This window comes from Aliiroseovarius sp. D2-2, assembly GCF_055809455.1.
On record NZ_CM147913.1, the window covers coordinates 1,470,666 to 1,491,904 of the forward strand.

The 21,239-nt window shown below is 56.8% G+C and carries 25 protein-coding genes and 1 pseudogene; 25 read left to right on the plus strand and 1 reads right to left on the minus strand.

Annotated elements, in window-relative coordinates; translation table 11 throughout:
• From AC0L6A_RS07260 to AC0L6A_RS07315, 12 genes and pseudogenes are all read left to right on the plus strand, one after another.
• On the plus strand, positions 1–1,605 hold the full coding sequence (locus tag AC0L6A_RS07260; RefSeq protein WP_473293161.1) for a carboxyl transferase domain-containing protein: 1,605 nt from the start codon (positions 1–3) through the stop codon (positions 1,603–1,605).
• Between the two features lie 3 nt (positions 1,606–1,608).
• The gene (locus AC0L6A_RS07265; protein ID WP_473293162.1) at positions 1,609–2,046 is read left to right on the plus strand and encodes a thermonuclease family protein; all 438 of its coding nucleotides are present in this window, start codon (positions 1,609–1,611) and stop codon (positions 2,044–2,046) included.
• Positions 2,047–2,112: 66 nt separating this feature from the next.
• On the plus strand, positions 2,113–4,053 hold the full coding sequence (locus AC0L6A_RS07270) for an acetyl/propionyl/methylcrotonyl-CoA carboxylase subunit alpha (RefSeq protein ID WP_473293164.1): 1,941 nt from the start codon (positions 2,113–2,115) through the stop codon (positions 4,051–4,053).
• Complete coding sequence (locus AC0L6A_RS07275; protein WP_473293165.1) at positions 4,050–4,727, plus strand: glutathione S-transferase family protein; 678 nt, start codon at positions 4,050–4,052, stop codon at positions 4,725–4,727. The genes AC0L6A_RS07270 and AC0L6A_RS07275 overlap by 4 nt, the downstream gene beginning before the upstream one ends.
• Positions 4,728–4,744: 17 nt before the next feature.
• Positions 4,745–5,599 (plus strand): hydroxymethylglutaryl-CoA lyase, encoded by an 855-nt coding sequence (locus AC0L6A_RS07280; RefSeq protein WP_473293166.1) that lies wholly within the window; start codon positions 4,745–4,747, stop codon positions 5,597–5,599.
• 2 nt (positions 5,600–5,601) lie between these two features.
• Complete coding sequence (locus tag AC0L6A_RS07285) at positions 5,602–6,384, plus strand: crotonase/enoyl-CoA hydratase family protein (RefSeq protein ID WP_473293168.1); 783 nt, start codon at positions 5,602–5,604, stop codon at positions 6,382–6,384.
• Positions 6,385–6,401: 17 nt separating this feature from the next.
• Positions 6,402–6,791: a hypothetical protein gene (locus AC0L6A_RS07290; protein ID WP_473293169.1), complete on the plus strand. Its 390-nt coding sequence runs from the start codon at positions 6,402–6,404 to the stop codon at positions 6,789–6,791.
• Positions 6,792–7,079: 288 nt separating this feature from the next.
• Positions 7,080–7,445 (plus strand): NADH-quinone oxidoreductase subunit A, encoded by a 366-nt coding sequence (locus AC0L6A_RS07295; RefSeq protein WP_133489503.1) that lies wholly within the window; start codon positions 7,080–7,082, stop codon positions 7,443–7,445.
• Positions 7,436–7,970: pseudogene (locus AC0L6A_RS07300) on the plus strand (NuoB/complex I 20 kDa subunit family protein). Before AC0L6A_RS07295 ends, AC0L6A_RS07300 begins: the two are co-directional and overlap by 10 nt.
• 3 nt (positions 7,971–7,973) lie before the next feature.
• Positions 7,974–8,585 carry an NADH-quinone oxidoreductase subunit C gene (locus tag AC0L6A_RS07305; RefSeq protein ID WP_473293171.1) on the plus strand — a complete coding sequence of 204 codons (612 nt, stop codon included), beginning with the start codon at positions 7,974–7,976 and terminating at the stop codon, positions 8,583–8,585.
• Positions 8,585–9,805, plus strand: a complete 1,221-nt coding sequence (locus AC0L6A_RS07310; RefSeq protein ID WP_473293415.1) for an NADH-quinone oxidoreductase subunit D — start codon at positions 8,585–8,587, stop codon at positions 9,803–9,805. The genes AC0L6A_RS07305 and AC0L6A_RS07310 overlap by 1 nt, the downstream gene beginning before the upstream one ends.
• Before the next feature lie 259 nt (positions 9,806–10,064).
• Entirely contained in the window at positions 10,065–11,264 is a 1,200-nt protein-coding gene (locus AC0L6A_RS07315) for an NADH-quinone oxidoreductase subunit E (RefSeq protein WP_473293172.1), read from the plus strand.
• Between the two features lie 275 nt (positions 11,265–11,539).
• Here AC0L6A_RS07315 and AC0L6A_RS07320 read toward each other — a convergent pair whose 3' ends face one another.
• Positions 11,540–12,130 (minus strand): hypothetical protein, encoded by a 591-nt coding sequence (locus AC0L6A_RS07320; RefSeq protein WP_473293173.1) that lies wholly within the window; start codon positions 12,128–12,130, stop codon positions 11,540–11,542.
• Position 12,131: 1 nt separating this feature from the next.
• Here AC0L6A_RS07320 and AC0L6A_RS07325 point away from each other — a divergent pair, with 1 nt between their 5' ends.
• The 13 genes from AC0L6A_RS07325 (at position 12,132) to nuoK (ending at position 21,234) form a co-directional block, all read left to right on the plus strand.
• Positions 12,132–12,398: a hypothetical protein gene (locus AC0L6A_RS07325; RefSeq protein WP_473293175.1), complete on the plus strand. Its 267-nt coding sequence runs from the start codon at positions 12,132–12,134 to the stop codon at positions 12,396–12,398.
• Positions 12,399–12,407: 9 nt separating this feature from the next.
• Positions 12,408–12,632 carry a DUF5337 domain-containing protein gene (locus AC0L6A_RS07330; protein WP_473293176.1) on the plus strand — a complete coding sequence of 75 codons (225 nt, stop codon included), beginning with the start codon at positions 12,408–12,410 and terminating at the stop codon, positions 12,630–12,632.
• Positions 12,633–12,638: 6 nt separating this feature from the next.
• Positions 12,639–13,934 (plus strand): NADH-quinone oxidoreductase subunit NuoF, encoded by a 1,296-nt coding sequence (gene nuoF, locus AC0L6A_RS07335; RefSeq protein WP_473293178.1) that lies wholly within the window; start codon positions 12,639–12,641, stop codon positions 13,932–13,934.
• 8 nt (positions 13,935–13,942) lie between these two features.
• A complete protein-coding gene (locus AC0L6A_RS07340; protein WP_473293180.1) occupies positions 13,943–14,401 on the plus strand; it encodes a hypothetical protein in 459 nt (152 codons plus the stop codon).
• Positions 14,402–14,522: 121 nt separating this feature from the next.
• Complete coding sequence (locus AC0L6A_RS07345; protein ID WP_473293181.1) at positions 14,523–14,942, plus strand: DUF5333 domain-containing protein; 420 nt, start codon at positions 14,523–14,525, stop codon at positions 14,940–14,942.
• A 60-nt stretch (positions 14,943–15,002) separates the two neighbouring features.
• The gene (gene nuoG / locus AC0L6A_RS07350) at positions 15,003–17,021 is read left to right on the plus strand and encodes an NADH-quinone oxidoreductase subunit NuoG (protein ID WP_473293183.1); all 2,019 of its coding nucleotides are present in this window, start codon (positions 15,003–15,005) and stop codon (positions 17,019–17,021) included.
• A 17-nt stretch (positions 17,022–17,038) separates the two neighbouring features.
• Positions 17,039–17,797 carry a hypothetical protein gene (locus AC0L6A_RS07355; protein WP_473293184.1) on the plus strand — a complete coding sequence of 253 codons (759 nt, stop codon included), beginning with the start codon at positions 17,039–17,041 and terminating at the stop codon, positions 17,795–17,797.
• 14 nt (positions 17,798–17,811) lie between these two features.
• On the plus strand, positions 17,812–18,849 hold the full coding sequence (nuoH, locus tag AC0L6A_RS07360; RefSeq protein ID WP_473293185.1) for an NADH-quinone oxidoreductase subunit NuoH: 1,038 nt from the start codon (positions 17,812–17,814) through the stop codon (positions 18,847–18,849).
• 3 nt (positions 18,850–18,852) lie between these two features.
• Entirely contained in the window at positions 18,853–19,344 is a 492-nt protein-coding gene (nuoI, locus tag AC0L6A_RS07365) for an NADH-quinone oxidoreductase subunit NuoI (RefSeq protein ID WP_473293187.1), read from the plus strand.
• Positions 19,345–19,353: 9 nt separating this feature from the next.
• The gene (locus AC0L6A_RS07370) at positions 19,354–19,761 is read left to right on the plus strand and encodes a carboxymuconolactone decarboxylase family protein (RefSeq protein WP_473293188.1); all 408 of its coding nucleotides are present in this window, start codon (positions 19,354–19,356) and stop codon (positions 19,759–19,761) included.
• Positions 19,758–20,372, plus strand: a complete 615-nt coding sequence (locus AC0L6A_RS07375) for an NADH-quinone oxidoreductase subunit J (protein ID WP_473293189.1) — start codon at positions 19,758–19,760, stop codon at positions 20,370–20,372. The genes AC0L6A_RS07370 and AC0L6A_RS07375 overlap by 4 nt, the downstream gene beginning before the upstream one ends.
• Positions 20,372–20,929: a hypothetical protein gene (locus AC0L6A_RS07380; RefSeq protein ID WP_473293191.1), complete on the plus strand. Its 558-nt coding sequence runs from the start codon at positions 20,372–20,374 to the stop codon at positions 20,927–20,929. Before AC0L6A_RS07375 ends, AC0L6A_RS07380 begins: the two co-directional genes overlap by 1 nt.
• Complete coding sequence (gene nuoK, locus AC0L6A_RS07385) at positions 20,929–21,234, plus strand: NADH-quinone oxidoreductase subunit NuoK (RefSeq protein WP_108856011.1); 306 nt, start codon at positions 20,929–20,931, stop codon at positions 21,232–21,234. Before AC0L6A_RS07380 ends, nuoK begins: the two co-directional genes overlap by 1 nt.
• The last annotated feature ends 5 nt before the right edge of the window (positions 21,235–21,239 follow it).

The following is a 21,239-nucleotide window of genomic DNA, read 5'->3' on the forward strand; positions in this document are numbered from 1 at the left end:
ATGAAACTAACTTCCCAAGCCACGCCCGGTTCCGAGGCCTATAAGGCCAATCGAGCGGGTCACCTTGACGCCCTAAAAACCGTAGCGGACGCTGCCGAAGCTGCTGTTGGCGGCGGTGGGCAGAAATCCCGTGACCGCCATTTAAGCCGTGGCAAGATGTTGCCGCGTGATCGGGTGTCGAACCTGCTCGATCCGGGTTCGCCCTTCCTTGAGGTCGGCGCGACTGCCGCCCATGACATGTATGACAACGCGGCCCCAGCGGCGGGCGTTGTGGCCGGGATCGGTCAGGTACACGGTCAGGAATGTATGATCGTATGCAACGACGCGACCGTGAAAGGTGGCACATATTTCCCGATGACGGTGAAGAAACACTTGCGCGCCCAAGAGATCGCGGAAGAGTGCAATCTTCCCTGCATCTATCTGGTCGACAGTGGTGGCGCGAACCTGCCGCAACAGGACGAGGTGTTCCCGGATCGCGACCACTTTGGCCGGATTTTCTACAATCAGGCCCGCATGTCTGCCAAGGGAATCCCTCAGATCGCGGTTGTGATGGGCTCCTGTACGGCTGGTGGCGCCTATGTGCCCGCCATGTCCGACGTGACGATCATTGTGAAAGAGCAGGGGACCATCTTCCTTGCCGGTCCGCCCTTGGTGAAGGCCGCAACGGGTGAGGTTGTGACAGCTGAAGACCTTGGTGGCGGAGACGTGCACACGCGCTTGTCTGGTGTCGCGGATTATCTGGCTGAAGATGACGCCCACGCTCTGGCTTTGGCCCGTCGTGCGGTGGAAAGCCTGAACCGTGAAAAACCGATCACGGTGAAGTGGCAGGAACCGGAAGAACCCGCTTATGACGCCGAGGAACTGCTGGGCGTCGTCCCCGCTGACCTGAAAACACCCTACGACATTCGCGAAGTGATCATGCGCATCGTCGATGGTTCGCGCTTTGACGAATTCAAGCCGCGTTTCGGAGAAACTCTGGTGACAGGGTTTGCCCATCTGAAGGGGTGCCCCATCGGGATCATCGCCAACAACGGCGTGATCTTCTCGGAAGCGGCCCAAAAGGGTGCGCATTTTGTTGAGCTCTGCAGTCAGCGCAATATCCCGCTGGTCTTCTTGCAAAACATCACCGGCTTCATGGTTGGCCGTAAGTATGAGAACGAAGGCATTGCACGTCACGGCGCCAAGATGGTGACAGCCGTGGCCACCACCAACGTCCCGAAGGTAACGATGGTGGTGGGTGGCTCTTACGGGGCTGGCAACTACGGCATGGCCGGTCGTGCCTATCAGCCCCGCTTCATGTGGTCATGGCCCAACTCGCGGATTTCCGTGATGGGCGGGGAACAAGCCGCGGGCGTGCTGGCGACCGTGAAACGCGATGGGATTGAACGCAAAGGTGGCGAATGGTCGGCAGACGAAGAAGCCGCGTTCAAGCAGCCCACCATCGACATGTTCGAAGAACAGAGCCATCCGCTCTATGCCTCGGCACGTCTGTGGGATGACGGAGTGATCGACCCGCGCAAATCGCGCGAGGTGTTGTACTTGTCGCTTCTGGCCGCATTGAACGCCCCGATCGAGCCGACGAAGTTCGGCGTGTTCCGGATGTAATCGGTGGATACGAACCTCGTCATATATTGCGGGCTGGCGCTCTTGATCCTCTACACGCTGGCAGAGCGCATCGCGCCTGTGCCGCGGGTCAGTGCGATTGATGGGTGTCAGCTTGGCTATGTCTATGACGGGGATACGGTCGAATTGAAATGCCCTGATCGAAAGCGCACTGCGCGGCTGGTTGGCTTTGATACGCCCGAGACGAAAGACCCGGGCTGCGCTGCCGAAAAGGCGCTGGGCGACAGGGCCACGGCCCGTCTGCGCCAGATCGTCAAAGGGGCGGACATCACAATGCGCCATGACGGTCACGACAAATATGGCCGTGAGCTGGTGCGCTTGTCGGCAGATGGGCGCGACGTTGGTGATGTGCTGATCAGTGAAGGCTTGGCCTTGGCCTATCGCGGCGGCTCGCGGGTCAACTGGTGTGACCGATTGAATTGAATTCTCGCCCGGTGCTGGGCGAACACATAAATGCGGGCCACGGCCCCACCCGAAGGAGGAACAGAGATGTTCACGAAAATCCTGATTGCAAACCGCGGCGAGATTGCCTGCCGCGTGATCGACACCGCCCGCAAACTGGGCGTGGCCACGGTTGCTGTTTATTCGGACGCGGACGCGAATGCGCGCCACGTACGCCTAGCGGACGAGGCGGTTCATATCGGTCCACCGCAACCGGCACAGTCCTACCTTCTGGGGGATCGGATCATTCAAGTCGCGCTTGATACTGGCGCGCAGGGCATTCATCCGGGATATGGCTTTTTGTCGGAAAACCCGGACTTCGTGGATGCGGTTGAGAAAGCTGGCCTGACCTTCATCGGTCCGTCGTCAGACGCGATCCGCAAGATGGGTCTGAAGGATGCTGCCAAGAAGCTGATGGTCGAGGCAGGCGTGCCTGTTGTGCCCGGTTATCACGGCGAGGATCAGGATCCAGCATTGTTGGCCGCCGAGGCTGATAAGATGGGCTATCCGGTGCTGATCAAGGCCGTGGCGGGTGGCGGGGGCAAGGGGATGCGTCGTGTAGACGACCCCGCTGACTTTGCGGATGCGTTGAAATCTGCGCAGGGCGAGGCTCAGACCGCCTTTGGCAATGCGGACGTGTTGGTTGAGAAATACATCCTTTCCCCGCGCCACATTGAAGTGCAGGTCTTTGGCGATGGCACTCAAGCGGTGCATTTGTATGAGCGGGACTGCTCGCTGCAACGTCGCCACCAGAAAGTCATCGAAGAAGCGCCAGCCCCCGGCATGACCGAAGAGGTTCGCGAGGCGATGGGCATGGCAGGTGTGCGTGCCGCCGAGGCTATTGGATATAAGGGCGCGGGCACGGTCGAGTTCATCGTGGACGGTGCAAATGGCCTGCGCACGGATGGGTTCTGGTTCATGGAAATGAACACCCGCTTGCAGGTCGAACACCCGGTCACGGAAGAAATCACCGGCGTCGATTTGGTGGAATGGCAGTTGCGTGTGGCATCGGGCGAGGGCCTGCCGCTGCAACAAGACGAGCTGTCGATCAACGGCCATTCCTTTGAGGCCCGCCTGTATGCAGAAGACGTGCCCAAAGGCTTCTTGCCCGCGACCGGCACGTTGACCCATTTGAAGTTCCCCGAAGGGGCGCGTGCGGACACTGGCGTGCGGGCAGGGGACACGATTAGTCCTTTCTATGATCCGATGATTGCCAAGCTGACGGTGCATGCCGGATCACGAGCCGCAGCGCTTAGAATGCTATCGTCCGCGTTGGCAAAAACCGAAGTTGCGGGCTCGGTCACCAACCTTGCCTTCTTGGGCGCGTTGACCCGTCACGAAGGATTTGCGAATGGCGACGTGGACACCGGCTTGATCGAGCGTGACCTTGAGGCGCTGACCCATGAGCCGGGCCCAACCATGTCAGATATCGGCGCGGCAGCGCTATGTGCACTGGACCTTTTGAAACGCAAAGGCACGGGCTTCACGATTTGGGGTGGGTTGAACCACTTTGTGACCTTGTCCCATGCGGAAGAAACCTATGACGTGGTGGTGACATCATTCGGGGCGGACCGTCATGTCATCACGGTTGGCGACGACAGTATCGAAGCTACATGCCTGAACGGGCAGTGGACGATGGGTGAAGACCGTGGGGCCCGTGTTGCGAAAGCGGGCAACGTGGTCACCGTGTTTGCCCAGTCTGGTCTTGAGTTCCACGTGGCCGATCCACTGGATCAGGATGCGGGTGCTGGTGCCGGGGCAGGCGTGATCGAAGCCCCCATGCCGGGTCTTGTGAAATCCGTCTTTGCGAAAGCGGGCCAAGAGGTGAAGGAAGGCGACCGTCTTGCGATCCTTGAAGCGATGAAGATGGAACATTCGCTTGAAGCGGCCCGCGACGGCGTGGTGGCCGAGGTGCTGTGCGCCGATGGTGATCAGGTCGAAGCTGGTGCACCTCTGATCCGTTTGGAAGACGAGGAGGAAGACGCATGATTTTCCGACTGCATCACGTTCAATACGCGCGCTCGATCCGGGTGCTCTGGCTGATCGAAGAGATCAGGTTGGAAGATACGCTGGGCCAAGCGCTGGAAATCGTCGAATACACCATCGGGTCGAAACAGATGTACGAAGGCGATCTGCCCAAGATCTCGACCGCGTCACGGGTGCCTGCGCTGGAAATTGGTGATGTGCGGATGAGCGAAAGTGGCGCCATCGTTCAATATCTGATCGAAGAATACGCCCCCGCGCTAGGTATCGCAGCAGGGCAGTCCGAGCGTACGGATTACCTGCAATGGATTCACTTCTCGGAAACGATGGCCAGTCTGATTGAGCAATTGAACCTGCAACTGGTTTTCTTGCGGCCACCTGCCAAGCCAAGTCCGATTGTGATCAAGCTGAATGTCGCGCGTCTGCGGCATACTCTGGTGGGGTTAGAAGCCCGGTTGGCAGGGCGTGACTGGCTGCTGGATTACGGGTTTTCTGGCGCGGATATCATGCTGGGGTTCAACCTTTTTGCGGTGCCTTACTATGTCAAGCTGGACGAGTTCCCGAACATCTTGGCCTACAAAGCGCGGATCGAGGCGATGCCGTCTTATCAACGGGTTGTGGAACGCGAAGGCGAACAGCGCTTTTATCAGCAGGATTTTTATCCTGTTCCCACTGAATGATGATGGTGGAATAAGTCATGGAATACGTTGAGATTTTCGAAGTCGGTCCACGTGACGGGCTGCAAAACGAGAAACGTCAGATCCCGACCGAGGAAAAGATCGCGTTGGTTGACCTGTTGTCAGGCGCCGGGTTCAAACGGATCGAGGTGGCCAGTTTCGTCAGTCCGAAATGGGTGCCGCAGATGGCAGACAGCGCTGATGTGCTGGCGGGTATCAAACGCGCGGCGGGCATATCCTACGCAGCGCTGACCCCAAACCTGCGCGGGTTCGAAGGTGCTGTGGCCGCGAAAGCCGACGAGATCGCAATCTTTGGCTCAGCCTCAGAAGGGTTTTCCAAGGCCAATATCAACTGCACAATCGCCGAAAGCCTTGAGCGGTTTCAGCCGGTGGCCGAGGCCGCCAAAGCGGCGAACCTTCCCATGCGTGGCTACATTTCCTGTGTAACGGACTGCCCCTATGACGGGCCGACCGATCCCGCGCAGGTGGCGTGGGTTGCGAAGGAACTGTTGGCGATGGGCTGCTATGAAATCTCGCTGGGCGACACGATCGGTCAAGCCACGCCGGACAGCATCTCGACCATGCTGGACGCGGTGCTGGGTGAAGGCGACGCGTCTAAGTTCGCAGGCCACTATCACGACACAAGCGGACGGGCTTGCGACAATATCGAGGCGTCGTTGGCGAAAGGGCTGCGCGTGTTTGATGCGGCGGTTGGTGGGTTGGGCGGTTGTCCCTATGCGCCGGGTGCGCAAGGCAACGTGGCAACCGAAGCGGTATATGACCGCGTGACAGCGTTGGGATATTCGACCGGGCTGGATCGGGACATTCTTGAAAAAGCCGCTGAAATGGCGCGGCAGATGCGGGCAGGGGACTAAACATGAGCTTTGAGACAATTTCGATCACGGTGGATGACCGGGGCGTGGCCACTCTGCTTTTGGACCGTGCAGACAAGCACAACGCCATGTCAGCCAAGATGATCGAGGAACTGACCGAGGCCGCCCACGCGTTAGGCGCGGATGACAGCGTTCGGGTCGTTATCCTGACAGGCGATGGCAAAAGCTTCTGTGCGGGTGGTGATCTGCGCTGGATGCAAGATCAGATGGCCGCTGACCCCGTGACACGGGGTGTCGAGGCCAAGAGGCTTGCTATGATGCTGAATGCGTTGAACGAGATGCCCAAGCCGCTGATCGCACGTGTACAGGGTCAGGCATTTGGCGGCGGTGTCGGCATGGCGTCCGTGTCGGATGTGTCCATTGGTGTCACTGGCGCGAAGTTCGGCCTGACGGAAACCCGTTTGGGCCTGATCCCGGCGACCATCGGCCCGTATGTGCTTGCGCGTCTAGGCGAAGCGATGGCGCGGCGTGTGTTCATGTCTGCCCGTATCTTTGATGCAGACGAGGCTGTGACGCTGGGATTGCTTGCCAAAGCGGTTGCACCCGAAGATCTGGACGCTGCCGTCGAAGCCGAAGTGAAACCCTATCTATCGGTCGCCCCCGGTGCCGTGGCCGAAGCCAAGGCGCTTGCGCGTCGGCTTGGCCCGCCGATCACGGAAGAGATCATAGACGAGACCATCGCAGGTCTTGTCGCGCGCTGGGAAAGTCCCGAAGCGCAAGAGGGCATCGCAGCGTTCTTTGAAAAACGCAAGCCAAGCTGGATCTGAGCTGATAGCCTGCTGACATGATGATGGCAGGTTATATCTATGCAGCCCTCATTGCGGTGCTGGTGTGCTTTCAGTTCTGTATGGCGATGGGAATGCCTTGGGGGCATCTTGCCAATGGCGGACGCTGGCGTGGAACGCTTCCACCTTTCATGCGCCTGGCGGCCATCGGGCAGGGCGGCATTCTTGTCTTCATGGGCATCGCCGTCACCACACAGGCTGGGTTGTTGCATGGATGGCCCGAGTGGACATTTTGGGTCGCTCTCGGCCTAACCATTCTGACAACTGTTGCAAATTGGGCAACACCATCGCGCGCTGAACGCCGGTTATGGGGCCCCGTCACATTGGTTTTGAGCATCGCTGCAATCACAATTGCCTTAGGCGAGAGCGCTGGCTTTTCAAGTGGGTGAGTCTCTCGAAACAGCAAGAAACGGTCAATCGACGCCATATTCACAAGGAAATCTTCCAGAAATTTGGATGAAACAGATTAACACGTGATGTAGTTTGGGAGGCTGTGAAAAGACCATTGGATCAAGAACCCCTTGCTTTTAAGCCTTTCGTGACAGGTTTTTATCCATGTGCGCGCTCTCATTCAAAAACGCGAATGCGAACGCCTGTTGGTTGACCCTGCAACAGTGCGACGGTAAACCGCAATGAGCTAGCGAAAGGCGGGTAAACCGCTTTAAAAGGAGCCACACGTGGAAGACCTTCTCAGGGAATACCTCCCCATAATCATTTTCCTCGGACTAGCCATTGTTATCGGCCTTGTGCTGATCCTCGCCGCAGTCGTGCTGGCAGTCCGAAATCCCGACCCCGAAAAACTCAGCGCTTACGAATGCGGTTTCAACGCTTTCGATGATGCGCGGATGAAGTTTGACAGCCGGTTTTATCTGGTTGCGATCCTGTTCATCATTTTCGATCTGGAAATCGCTTTCCTGTTCCCTTGGGCCGTGGCCTTTAAGGATGTCGGGTTGGTCGGGTTCTGGTCGATGATGGTGTTCCTGGCCGTTCTGACGATCGGCTTTGCTTACGAATGGAAGAAAGGGGCGCTCGAATGGGAGTGATGACCGGAGCCAACACGGCAGGCGGTGACCGCGAACACGCGACCCGTCTTCTGAACGATCAATTGGCCGACAAAGGCTTTTTGCTGACCACCACGGATGACATCATCAACTGGGCCCGGACCGGATCGCTGCACTGGATGACCTTTGGTCTGGCCTGTTGTGCGGTCGAGATGATGCACTCGGCGATGGCGCATTACGACCTTGAGCGTTTCGGCACCGCACCGCGCGCCTCCCCGCGACAGTCAGGATCTGATGATCGTGGCGGGTACGCTGACCAACAAGATGGCCCCTGCGCTGCGCAAAGTGTACGACCAGATGCCGGATCCGCGCTACGTGATTTCGATGGGGTCCTGCGCGAATGGCGGTGGGTACTATCACTATTCCTATTCAGTTGTGCGCGGCTGTGACCGCATTGTTCCGGTGGACGTCTATGTGCCCGGCTGCCCCCCAACCGCAGAAGCGCTGCTCTATGGCATCCTGCAACTGCAACGCAAAATCCGCCGCACCGGCACGATTGTGAGGTAAGCGATGAGCGATGCTCTGAACGAACTTGGCGCGACCATCGAAGCAAAACGCCCCGATTGCGTCCTAAGCTGGGATGTGACCCTTGATGAGCTGACCGTGAATGTGCCGCTGTCGGGCATTCCTGCTTTCATCGAGTTTCTGAAGAATGACAACGCCTGCAAGTTCTCGTCGCTGGTGGACATCACTGCAGTTGACCATCCCGAACGTGAAGCGCGTTTCGACATGGTTTATCATTTTCTGTCGATGTACACGAACCAGCGCATCCGCGTGAAGGTTGCCGTGCGCGAAGACGAGATGGTTCCATCGATCACCGAAGTTCATAAGTTGGCCAATTGGTTCGAACGTGAAGTCTTCGACATGTTCGGCATCCTGTTTTCAGGCCACCCGGATTTGCGCCGTATCCTGACGGATTACGGTTTCCGTGGATTCCCGCTGCGCAAAGATTTCCCAACCACCGGATATACCGAAGTGCGTTATGACGAAGTTGAAAAGCGCGTGGTGTATGAACCCGTGACGCTGACGCAGGACTATCGCCAGTTCGACTTCATGTCCCCATGGGAAGGTGCAAACTACATCCTTCCGGGTGACGAGAAAACGGAAGAGGCCGCAAAATGATGGACGGTTCCAAGGATTTCAATGACGCTCTAAGCGGCGAACAGAAGATCCGCAATTTCAACATCAACTTCGGGCCTCAGCACCCGGCCGCCCACGGCGTGTTGCGTATGGTGCTTGAGCTGGATGGCGAGATTGTTGAACGTGCTGACCCGCATATCGGACTGCTTCACCGCGGCACCGAGAAGCTGATGGAAAGCCGTACCTATCTGCAGAACCTGCCGTATTTTGACCGGTTGGACTATGTGGCCCCGATGAACCAAGAGCACGCTTGGTGCCTTGCGATCGAAAAACTGGCTGGTGTCGAAGTGCCGCGTCGGGCGCAGTTGATCCGCGTACTGTACTCGGAAATCGGCCGTATTCTGAACCACCTTCTGAACATAACCACTCAGGCGATGGACGTGGGTGCGTTGACTCCGCCGCTATGGGGCTTTGTCGAACGCGAAGCGCTTATGGGCTTTTACGAACGCGCCTGTGGTGCCCGTTTGCACGCGGCCTATTTCCGTCCCGGAGGCGTGCATCAAGACCTGCCGCCTGAACTGATTGATGACATTGAAACTTGGGCCCACCATTTCCCGTCGCGGATCAAAGATCTGGACGAGCTTCTGACTGAAAACCGTATCTTCAAGCAACGCAACGCCGATATCGGTGTGGTGAACGAAGAAGACATCCTTGATTGGGGTTTCTCGGGCGTGATGGTCCGTGGCTCGGGTCTGGCATGGGATTTGCGTCGTGCGCAGCCTTACGAATGCTATGACGAGTTTGAATTCCAGATCCCCGTTGGCAAAAACGGTGACTGCTATGACCGTTACCTTGTGCGGATGGAAGAGATGCGCCAGTCGCTGTCGATCATCCTGCAAGCGGTTGAGAAATTGCGCGCCCCTGAAGGGCAGGGCGATATTCTGGCCCGTGGCAAGCTGACCCCGCCCAAGCGCAGCGACATGAAGCAGTCGATGGAAAGCTTGATCCACCATTTCAAACTGTACACCGAAGGCTTCAAACTGCCTGAGGGTGAAGTGTACGCCGCCGTTGAAGCGCCCAAAGGCGAATTTGGCGTGTATCTGGTGTCGGACGGGTCCAACAAACCCTACCGCGCTAAAATCCGCGCGCCGGGATTCTTGCATCTTCAGGCCATGGACTACGTGGCTGGAGGCCACCAACTGGCCGACGTCGCCGCCATCATCGGTACAATGGACGTCGTGTTTGGGGAGATCGACAGGTGACAATGGAACTCACACGTTACTGGCTCGAATTCTCCGAACCGCGACCGCGGTCCGCTTCAATTGGAGTAGGAGTGACAGCGATTGATGAAGAGGATGCAGTTAACTTAGTTTCAAGCGTACTTTCGATACGTGCTGGAATCGCTAAGATCCACGCGGATATCGACGTACGCGAACTCGATCAAAATCACGTAATTCCAAATATGGGTACCCCCTCGGACAGAGGTGTTTGGTTCCCACTAACTTGAAGAGCGGATGACACATGCTACGCCGTTTGCATCATGAACAGCCCGAAAGCTTTGCTTTCACGCCCGCCAACTTTGCTTGGGCGGAAGGGCAGATTACGAAGTTTCCCGAGGGGCGTCAGGCCTCTGCGGTGATCCCGCTTTTGTGGCGTGCGCAGGAACAAGAAGGCTGGCTGACCAAGCCCGCAATTGAAGCTGTCGCGGACATGCTGGATATGGCCTATATCCGCGTGCTGGAAGTGGCCTCGTTTTACTTCATGTTCCAACTGCAACCGGTTGGGTCTGTGGCTCATATTCAGGTTTGCGGCACCACGGGTTGCATGATCTGCGGTGCAGAAGATCTAATCGCGATTTGCCGCGAAAAGATCGCCGACAAAGCGCATGTTGTATCTGACGACGGCAAGCTGAGCTGGGAAGAGGTCGAATGCCTTGGTTCCTGCACCAACGCGCCAATGGCCCAGATCGGTAAGGACTATTACGAAGACCTGACGGCTGAGACGTTTGGCAAGATCATTGACGAGCTGCGCGCTGGCAATGTGCCGACCCCCGGCCCGCAAAACGGTCGCTACGCGGCAGAGCCTTTGTCGGGCCTGACCTCGTTGACCGAATATGACAGCGGCAAGACGCAGTATAACGCGTCGGTTCAGCTGGCGACCGATATTGGTGACACGGTGAAGCGTATCGACGGGACGGAAGTTCCGTTGTTGACACCTTGGCTGGGCAAGGACGGCAAAGCCGCCGGTCGCGAAGCCGCTGCTCCGACGCCGAAAGCGCGCGCAACCGGAAAAACCGCTGCTCAGCAGGCCAAACCGGCCGCCAAGAAAGCAGCAGCCAAGACGGCCGCACCAAAGAAAGCAGCCGAAAAGAAAACCGCCGCAAAGGCGCCTGCAAAGGCGACCAAAGCCGCAGCTGCCCCCGCAGCCTCCGGCAAGGCGAAGAAACCACGCACCATGAAGGCCCCCCACAAGTCGGGAGCGGACGACCTGAAACAGCTGAAGGGCGTAGGCCCCAAGCTGGAAGGCGTCCTGAATGGCCTTGGCTTCTGGCATTTCGACCAGGTTGCCAAATGGGGTGCAGACGAGATTGCCTGGGTTGACGATCAACTGTCCTTCAAAGGACGGATTGAGCGCGATGGTTGGGTAGAGCAAGCCAAAGTTCTGGCAGATGGTGGCGAGACCGAGTTCTCGTCCAAGGTCAAGAAGGGCAAGGTCTACTAAGCACCGTGAAGGAGAAACAGGTATGTTCAAGAACGCGAATTATCATAAGTGCAAGAAAAGGCAGACAAATGCCTCCGCGCAAGCGCGTTCTTTCGTGATGTCCAAAATCAACAACAGGGATAAGGGACAATGAGTAACAACACCGGATTTTTTACTTGCAAGCGGACATGCTGGATTGTCGGCGGTCTAATCGGATTTGCACTATGGCTGATGATCTCTGGGATCGTCGGGTTCATTGTAGGTCTGATTGCAGCTGTCGCTTTGGCATTCCTGCTTCAAAAGCTGTTCTGTAGCGAGGTTGAAGTGACCTCGGGCGCAGCAGTTGCTTCGACAACCGCTGCTGCCGCTGTTGGCGCAGGCGCTGCCGCCGCGACAAGCGCAGCATCTGCTTCAGCGGCCAATGCCGCCGCCAGCACAACGCCCGCTTCGGCACTTGATGCAAGTACGGCGGCCGAGGCTTCGAAGCCTGCGAAAGCTGCGGCACCGAAAGCAAAAAGCAAATCGGCAGCGAAACCTGCTGCAAAGTCTTCTGCAAAGTCTTCGGCGGCCAAACCAGCTGCAAAGACTGCTGCGAAACCTGCGGCTAAGAAGCCCGCAGCCAAAGCTTCGGCAGCTAAGAAACCTGCGGCTAAGTCCGCGGCAGCCAAGCCTGCTGCAAAGACTGCGACTAAGGCTACGACTAAGACGGCGGCCAAGAAACCCGCAGCGAAAAAGACTGCTGCAAAGACTGCAACTAAGTCTGCGACTGCGACGAAGGCTGCGGCAAAGAAACCCGCTGCCAAGTCGACCAAATCCGCTGCCAAGGCAACGTCTTCCAAAGCCGCGGCACCTGCTGCAGCTACAGGCAAGGCCAAGAAGCCGCGCACGATGAAAGCGCCGCGCAAGTCTGGTGCGGATGATCTGAAGCAGTTGAAGGGTGTTGGCCCGAAGCTGGAGCAGACTTTGAACGGCCTTGGTTTTTGGCATTTCGATCAGGTTGCCAAATGGGGCGCAGACGAGATCTCTTGGGTTGACGACAACCTAAGCTTCAAAGGCCGGATCGAACGTGATGGCTGGGTAGAACAGGCCAAGACTCTGGCTGACGGCGGAGAGACTGAATTCTCGTCCAAAGTCAAAAAGGGCAAGGTCTACTAAGGAATGAGAATGGCAACCGACCCACAAAATAGGACCGGAAATCAAGGGCGTTTGGCGGCTATCGTCATCGCTTTGACCGGTGCGCTGTGGGTCGGTGGCACTTTCGCGGGCAATTCACTGGGATGGTCAAACCGGACCATGGCTTTGGTGGATTTGCTAGCGCTGGCCGGGTTCGGTTTCGGACTGGCCGTAACGTTTCGGATCTGGCGTCAGCGCCGGACGGATGAAGGATAGAAGCGAATGCTGCAGGATAAAGACCGGATCTTTACCAACCTCTATGGCATGCACGAACGCACCCTTGCGGGCGCGAAAAGCCGCGGCCACTGGGACGGCACAGCCGGGATCATCAAAAAGGGTCGCGAGTGGATCATCGAACAGATGAAAGCCTCGGGTCTGCGTGGTCGTGGTGGTGCGGGTTTCCCGACCGGTCTGAAATGGTCCTTCATGCCGAAAGAAAGCGACGGGCGTCCGGCCTATCTGGTCATCAACGCAGATGAATCCGAACCCGGTACCTGTAAAGACCGCGAGATCATGCGCCATGATCCGCATACTCTGATTGAAGGCGCGGTGATCGCGTCGTTCGCGATGAATGCGAACACGGCTTATATCTACATCCGTGGCGAATTCATTCGGGAGCGCGAAGCGCTTCAAGCCGCCATTGATGAAGCCTATGACGCCGGCCTTTTGGGTAAAAACGCGGCGAAATCCGGCTGGGATTTTGACCTGTTCCTGCATCACGGGGCGGGCGCTTATATTTGCGGTGAAGAAACCGCGCTGATCGAAAGCCTTGAGGGCAAAAAAGGCATGCCGCGCATGAAGCCGCCGTTCCCGGCGGGCGCGGGTCTTTATGGCTGCCCGACCACGGTGAACAACGTGGAATTTATCGCCGTTGTCCCGACCATCTTGCGCCGTGGGCCGGAATGGTTTGCGGGCTTTGGTCGTCCGAATAACGCGGGTACCAAACTGTTTGGTATCTCGGGCCACGTGAACAACCCTTGTGTGGTTGAAGAGGCGATGTCGATCAGCTTTGAAGAACTGATTGAAAAGCATTGCGGCGGCATTCGCGGCGGCTGGGACAACTTGAAAGCGGTTATTCCGGGCGGCTCGTCCGTGCCGTGTGTGCGCGCTGAAAATATGCGCGATGCTGTGATGGATTTCGACTATCTGCGCGGAGAGCTGGGGTCGGGTCTTGGCACCGCTGCCGTGATCGTGATGGACCAGTCCACTGACATCATCAAAGCGATCTGGCGCCTGTCGAAGTTCTATAAACACGAAAGTTGCGGCCAGTGCACGCCGTGTCGTGAAGGCACAGGCTGGATGATGCGCGTGATGGATCGTCTGGTGAAAGGCGAGGCTGACGTGGACGAGATCGACATGTTGTGGGACGTGACCAAGCAGGTCGAGGGCCACACGATCTGTGCATTGGGTGATGCGGCTGCATGGCCGATCCAGGGCCTGATCCGCAATTTCCGCGACGAAATAGAAGACCGCATTCGAGTAAACAAACAAGGTAAAGTTAGTATCGCAGCTGAGTGAGTGAAAACATGTTCAATTCAACCATCATAAATACGTTTCTGGGAACAACGCTTGTGTTGAGCTTAACTGCTTGCAACACGCGCACCATTCCGCTGCCTAAGACGCAGTATGATCTGTCGTCGAGTGAAAATGGGCAGATCGTGGAATCGGGCGTAACCTACGATTACAAGTTCGCCAATTTCGCGGCTGGTGCTGGCATGGCGCTTGTATGTACCGGAGACGAGACCGAGACGGCTGAATTGCAGAACACAGATGTCGAACAGAACGGCATTACGATCATAAGCGTGAAGGCTCAAAACGCGCCGGTGACCAGCTGTGCAGCTGCCACCGCTAACCTTACAACGCTGTTTAACGTGGCAACGCAGGCCTGCACTCAGATTGGTCGAACGATGCAGCCTGAAGAAATGCTGGCTCCGGTATTCGTGACCGAAGACGGATATGTTCATCTGCCGAGGGTCTGTGCGTAATGAAAAATTCTGTCATGCATAACCCCATGAAAACAGGTGCTTTTGCACCCGTTTTGGCATGTTGTTATTGCATGACAATGCCTGTCATACCCATCTCCTTTGTGAACAAAGGAGATTTGTCATGATGAGTATTCGCACCGTTTTCTTGGCCGCTGGTTTGGCCGCAACCGCAAGTGTTGGGATGGCGTCGGCCACTGACTTTAATACACTGCGTGGTGACAGCAGGATGCACTCCGAGCTGTTGGGCGCGTCTGTTGCCTATTTGATCGACGAGAATTGTTCCGAGCTCGGGCTGCGCAAACTGCGCCTGCTGAACAAGGCATTCTCGCTTAGAAAGCACGCTGTGTCGCTTGGTTTTTCCTCGAAAGAGGTGATGGCCTATGTGGACAGTAAATCCGAACAGGACCGTTTCCGCGCCATCGCCGAGCCATTGTTGGCTTCGAAGGGTGTGGTGAAGGGTCAAGAAGAAACCTATTGCGTGGTTGGCCGCGCCGAGATTGAAAAGCGCTCCTTTGCGGGCTCGTTACTATACGAGCGCTAAGGGGCATGACTGTGTGGGCATGGTGAAAACACCGGCTCATGAAACGAAAAAGGGACCGTGATGAGCGACCTGAAAACGATCGTCATTGACGACATGGAAGTTGAAGTTGATGGCGCAATGACGCTGATCCAGGCCTGTGAAGTGGCCGGGATCGAGGTGCCGCGTTTCTGCTATCACGAGCGTCTGTCGATTGCCGGCAACTGCCGCATGTGTCTGGTCGAAGTTGTGGGCGGTCCCCCAAAGCCCGCAGCATCCTGCGCCATGCAGGTGCGCGATCTGCGTCCCGGTCCTGAAGGGCAGCCGCCCGTTGTGAAAACCAACTCGCCTATGGTCAAGAAGGCCCGTGAAGGCGTGATGGAGTTCATGCTAATCAACCACCCGCTGGATTGCCCGATTTGTGATCAGGGCGGGGAGTGTGATTTGCAGGATCAGGCCGTGGCTTACGGTCTGTCCGGCTCGCGCTTTAACGAGATGAAGCGCTCGGTCGATGATCTGGATTTGGGCCCGTTGGTGGGCACCGCAATGACGCGTTGCATCAGCTGCACACGCTGCGTTCGATTCACTTCAGAAATCGCCGGTATCAACCAGATGGGTCAAACAGGTCGCGGTGAAGACGCCGAGATCACCAGCTATCTGAGCCAAACGCTCGACAGCAACTTGCAGGGAAACATCATCGATTTGTGCCCGGTTGGGGCGCTGACCTCGAAGCCGTACGCGTTCACGGCCCGCCCGTGGGAACTGACCAAGACCGAGACCATCGACGTGATGGATGCGCTTGGGTCAAACATCCGCGTGGACACCAAAGGCCGCGAAGTGATGCGGGTTCTGCCGCGCAACCATGATGGTGTGAACGAGGAATGGATTTCCGACAAGACACGTTTCATCTGGGATGGACTGCGTCGTCAACGTCTGGACACGCCTTACATCCGCGAAAACGGTAAACTGCGCAAAGCCTCGTGGGGCGAAGCACTGGCCAAAGCTGCGGGCGCCATGAAAGGTGCCAGCAAGGTTGCTGGTCTTGTCGGCGACTTGGCGTCGGCCGAGGCTGCATTCTCGCTTAAGTCATTGATCGAAGGGTTGGGTGGCAACGTGGAATGCCGCACCGACAATGCGCGTCTGCCGATTGGCAACCGCTCAGGTTATGTCGGCACCGCGTCGATCGAAGACATCGACAGCGCCAAGTTCATTCAGCTGATTGGCACCAACCCGCGGGTTGAGGCTCCGGTTCTGAACGCGCGCATCCGCAAGGCGTGGCTGAAGGGCGCACAGGTTGGTCTGGTCGGTGAAGCTGTTGATCTGACTTACGATTATGCGCATGTGGGCAATGACCGCGCTGCACTGAACAGCATCGTAGGCAAAGATTACGGCGCTGTGAAAGACGCGCCGTCTGTGGTGATCGTGGGGCAGGGTGCTTTGCGCGAAGCTGACGGACTGGCAGTTCTTTCGAACGCTATGAAGCTGGCCACTGACACGAATTCCAAGCTGATGATCCTGCACACCGCCGCTGGCCGTGTGGGCGCAATGGATCTGGGCGCTGTGACCGAAGGTGGCATGGAAGCGGCCACCATGGGCGCGGACGTAATCTTTAACATGGGCGCAGATGAGATCGAAATCGCAGACGGCCCGTTTGTTATCTATCAGGGCAGCCACGGGGATCGCGGTGCGATGCGCGCCGATGTGATCCTGCCGGGTGCTGCCTATACGGAAGAAGGTGGCCTGTTCGTGAACACAGAAGGCCGTCCGCAATTGGCTCTTCGCGCAAACTTTGCGCCAGGCGAGGCCAAGGAAAACTGGGCGATTTTGCGGGCATTGTCTGCTGAGCTTGGTGCAACCTTGCCGTGGGACACACAAGCCGGCCTGCGTCGCGCGATGGTCGAAGCCGCTCCGGTATTGGGTGGTGTTGATCAGGTTGCCGAAAACGAATGGCAGGCGCTTCCGGTCGAAAAGATGGGCAACGCTAGCTTCCGCTATGTGATTGGAGACTTCTATCTGACCAACCCGATTGCACGTGCATCCGAAGTGATGGCCGAGCTTTCGGCGCAAGCCCGTAACCGCGCCGTGCCTTTGGCGGCGGAGTAACAGGATTGGTACAGAAGATGATCACTCAGACGACCATAGGAACGGTAAGCAGGCGGCTTCTTGGCGCAATGGTGATTGTCACTGTGCTGTCGTCCTGTGCGTTCATGGATCGCGTCGGTGGGGCCATGAAAAACGCTGTAGGGCTTGGTGACTGCAGGGGCTCTGCGACTGGTGATCGCGGGCTGGTTGAACAGTCCAAAGATGCGCCAGCAGATGACCTTATGAATGGTGATCGTGCGGTTATGTATACGTCAAAGTATGACGGGGCAAAGAAGCCAGCAGGATGCTGGTGGGCTGCTAAACCAATCAAAACACGTGCCGCTGCTAAGGACGAGACACCCGTAGAAGAAACACTTGCAATCGAGAAACCTGCGAACGAGAACGTCGAGATCGCAGCGAGCGCGTCGCCCATTGCGACAGACAGCGGCGAAGCCGGGGTGTCGATGGACGAAGAAAACCTGGCGTGGGACATCACCTATCTGGGTGTCCAAACCAAACGCTTGGACGACGAATTGGTTCAGATCAATGTGCGTCTCGAGGGTGAAGTGAACAACGAAAATGTCGCGGCATATGCGGAATGTGCCGCCGCGCAATACACGCTTAGCCGTGGATACGGGTTCGCCCGACATGTCCTAACGAGCGTGACACGAGACAATAGCATCTGGACTGGCAAAGCCGTCTTTTGGGTGTCAGAGACCCTTCCTGAGGGGCTGATCACAATTGACGCGGCTGTCACCGCCCAGAGTTGCTTTGAAAATGGAATACCGACGGTCTAAGGGCATGAAGAGAAATGATTGAATTCTTCACCACAACAAATCTGGGCATCACGCTTTTGATCATTGGTCAGTGTTTGCTGATCGTGGTCCCACTTCTGGTGGCGCTGGCCTTCCTGCTCTATTTTGACCGCAAGGTCTGGGCAGCGGTTCAGTTGCGCAAAGGGCCCAACGTGGTTGGCGCGTTTGGCGTATTGCAGTCCTTCGCGGACTTCCTGAAATATGTCTTGAAAGAGATCGTGATCCCGGCTGGTGCCGACCGCTTTGTCTTCATGCTTGCGCCTCTGCTGAGCTTCGTCTTGGCCATGGTTGCTTGGGCGGTGATCCCGTTCAACGACGGCTGGGTGCTGGCGGATGTGAACGTGGCGATCCTGTTTGTCTTCGCGGTCTCCTCGCTTGAGGTTTACGGCGTGATCATGGGGGGCTGGGCATCGAACTCGAAATACCCATTCCTTGGCTCGCTGCGATCCGCAGCGCAGATGATTTCTTACGAGGTGTCGATCGGCTTGATCATCATCGGTGTGATCATCTCGACCGGGTCGATGAACTTCGGTGACATCGTGATGGCACAGGACGGCAAGGGGCTGCTGAGCTGGTATTGGCTGCCGCATTTCCCGATGGTCTTTCTGTTCCTGATCTCGGCGCTGGCCGAAACCAACCGCCCACCGTTTGACCTTCCGGAAGCGGAATCTGAACTGGTGGCTGGGTATCAGGTCGAATACTCGTCGACCCCATTCCTTCTGTTCATGATCGGTGAATATGTGGCCATCGTTTTGATGTGTACGCTCATCTCGATCCTGTTCTTCGGTGGCTGGCTGTCACCGGTCGAGGCACTGCCAGATGGCATCCTGTGGCTGTTTGCGAAGATCTTCTTTTTCTTCTTCGTCTTCTCGATGGTGAAGGCCATCACGCCGCGCTACCGCTATGACCAACTGATGCGTATTGGCTGGAAAGTCTTCCTGCCGCTGTCGCTGGGCTGGGTCGTTCTGGTCGCATTCTTCGCCCAATACGGGGCATTCTGGGGCGCTTATGCCCGCTGGACTGTAGGGGGCTGATCGATGGCATTTGATTACGCACGCGCAACGAAATACTTCCTGCTGATGGACTTCTTCAAAGGGTTCCAATTGGGCCTGAAGTACTTCTTCTCGAAGAAGGCAACGATCAACTATCCGTTCGAAAAGGGCCCGCTGTCTCCGCGTTTTCGTGGTGAACATGCACTGCGCCGCTATCCGAATGGGGAAGAACGCTGCATCGCTTGTAAACTGTGCGAAGCGATTTGCCCGGCACAAGCAATCACCATCGACGCGGAACCCCGCGAAGATGGCTCGCGCCGTACCACGCGCTATGACCTCGACATGACCAAATGCATCTATTGCGGCTTCTGTCAGGAAGCTTGCCCGGTAGATGCGATTGTCGAAGGCCCAAATTTCGAGTTCGCAACCGAAACCCGCGAAGAGCTGTTCTATGACAAGGAAAAACTTCTTGAGAACGGCGAACGCTGGGAAGCCGAGATCGCGCGCAACATCGAACTTGATGCGCCCTACCGCTAAGGAAATCCAATGAACGACTTTTCAAAAAAATACGCTGAGATGATGGAGCAGGGCACATTGATGCTTCGCGCCTTCAATCCTGCGCTCGAGAAGTTCGTTCCAGAAGGTCTCGACAAGCTGATGCCCACCATGCCGAAAGACATGATGGACATGATGTTTGGCAACACCTTCAACAAAGACGGTCTGGACGCAAAAACCCGCATGTTGGTGGGGCTTGCCGGGCTTGTCGCAGCGGGGGCCCAAGCCGGACCGCAGCTGAAAGTGACCGTGCGCCATGCTATGGAAGCGGGTGCCACCGAAAAAGAGATCGCGGAAGTGATCTATCAAATGTCCATGTTGGGCGGCCTGCCGGCGATGAACCGAGCGCTTGAAGAAGCGCAAGCCGTCTTTGATGAAAATCAGGAGGGGGACGCATGAGCGTTGCCGATTTCGCCTTTTACCTCTTTGCCCTGACCACTGTGGTGGGCGGCTTCTTTACCGTGATGGCAAGGAACCCCGTACACTCGGTCTTGTGGCTGATCACTGCCTTCATCGGCGCCACGGGACTGTTTGTCCTGCTGGGGGCCGAGTTCGTGGCCATGCTGTTGATGATCGTCTATGTGGGCGCGGTCGCGGTTTTGTTCCTGTTCGTCGTGATGATGCTGGACGTGGACTTCGCGGCGCTTAAGGCCGAGATGTCGAAGTCTCTGCCGCTGGCGCTTCTGATCGGTGTGATCCTTTTGATGGAACTGGGCACGATCTTCGGCGTCTGGCAGTTTGCCGACGGGGCCGAGGCCGCCCGAGCATCTGTCACGCCTGCAATTGACGAAGTGCACAACACGCTGGCCTTGGGCCAAATCCTTTACACCGATTACATCCTGCTCTTCCAACTGGCAGGCCTGATCCTGCTGGTCGCCATGATCGGCGCCATCGTTCTGACCCTGCGCCACCGTACCAACGTGAAGCGCCAGAACGTGATCGCACAAATGCACCGCGACCCGGCCAAAGCGATGGAGATCATCGACGTGAAACCGGGGCAGGGGCTGTGATGGCGCAATCGCTTATAAGTTCGGGGGCATTTCTGGTTGTGGCAACATTGTTGCTTGCGTCATGTATCGTGGAGAATGTCGCAGCAGATGCTGCCGACAGACGAGTGCTTCATCCGGCACCAAACGGTCAATGTTCAGAACAAGGGGCTCACCATGTTTGGATGCAGTTTGAAAAAATAGGAGCTGGCTACGTTGCTGAACCAATCGCTTGGTTTAACGCTCATACGGATCCTCGTATTCTGACAGAAGAGATCCATGTTCTAGATTGCAAAAGCTATCAGGAAGTCCAAATCCAAACCTATCAAAGCCAGACGCATTTGCCACTGGACGATATAGGTGACGCTCTAACCAATCCAAAATATGACCCTGTTGTGATGGCGCGCCTCAAGGCGCTTGGAGATCGGACAAACTCACTTGAGATACAAAGACTTGCCAAGTCCATGGGGCTCAAGGTCAGGTTTCGGGATTTTTCGAGCATGGACGGAGAAGATTGTGGATGCAATCTGTACTACCCCGAACTACGCGGGGAACGAATTGAATATCAGGAGAAAAACTGATGGTAGGTCTTGAACATTATCTCGCAGTTGGTGCGGCGCTGTTCGTCATCGGCATTTTCGGGCTCTTCCTGAACCGCAAGAACGTCATCATTCTGCTGATGTCGATCGAACTGATGCTTCTTTCCGTGAACATCAACCTTGTCGCCTTCTCGTCCTATCTGGGCGATCTGACCGGGCAGGTTTTCACGCTCTTTGTTCTAACCGTGGCCGCCGCCGAGGCTGCCATTGGTCTTGCGATCCTTGTCAGCTTCTTCCGCAACCGCGGCACGATTGCTGTCGAAGACGTCAACGTGATGAAAGGCTAAAGGCA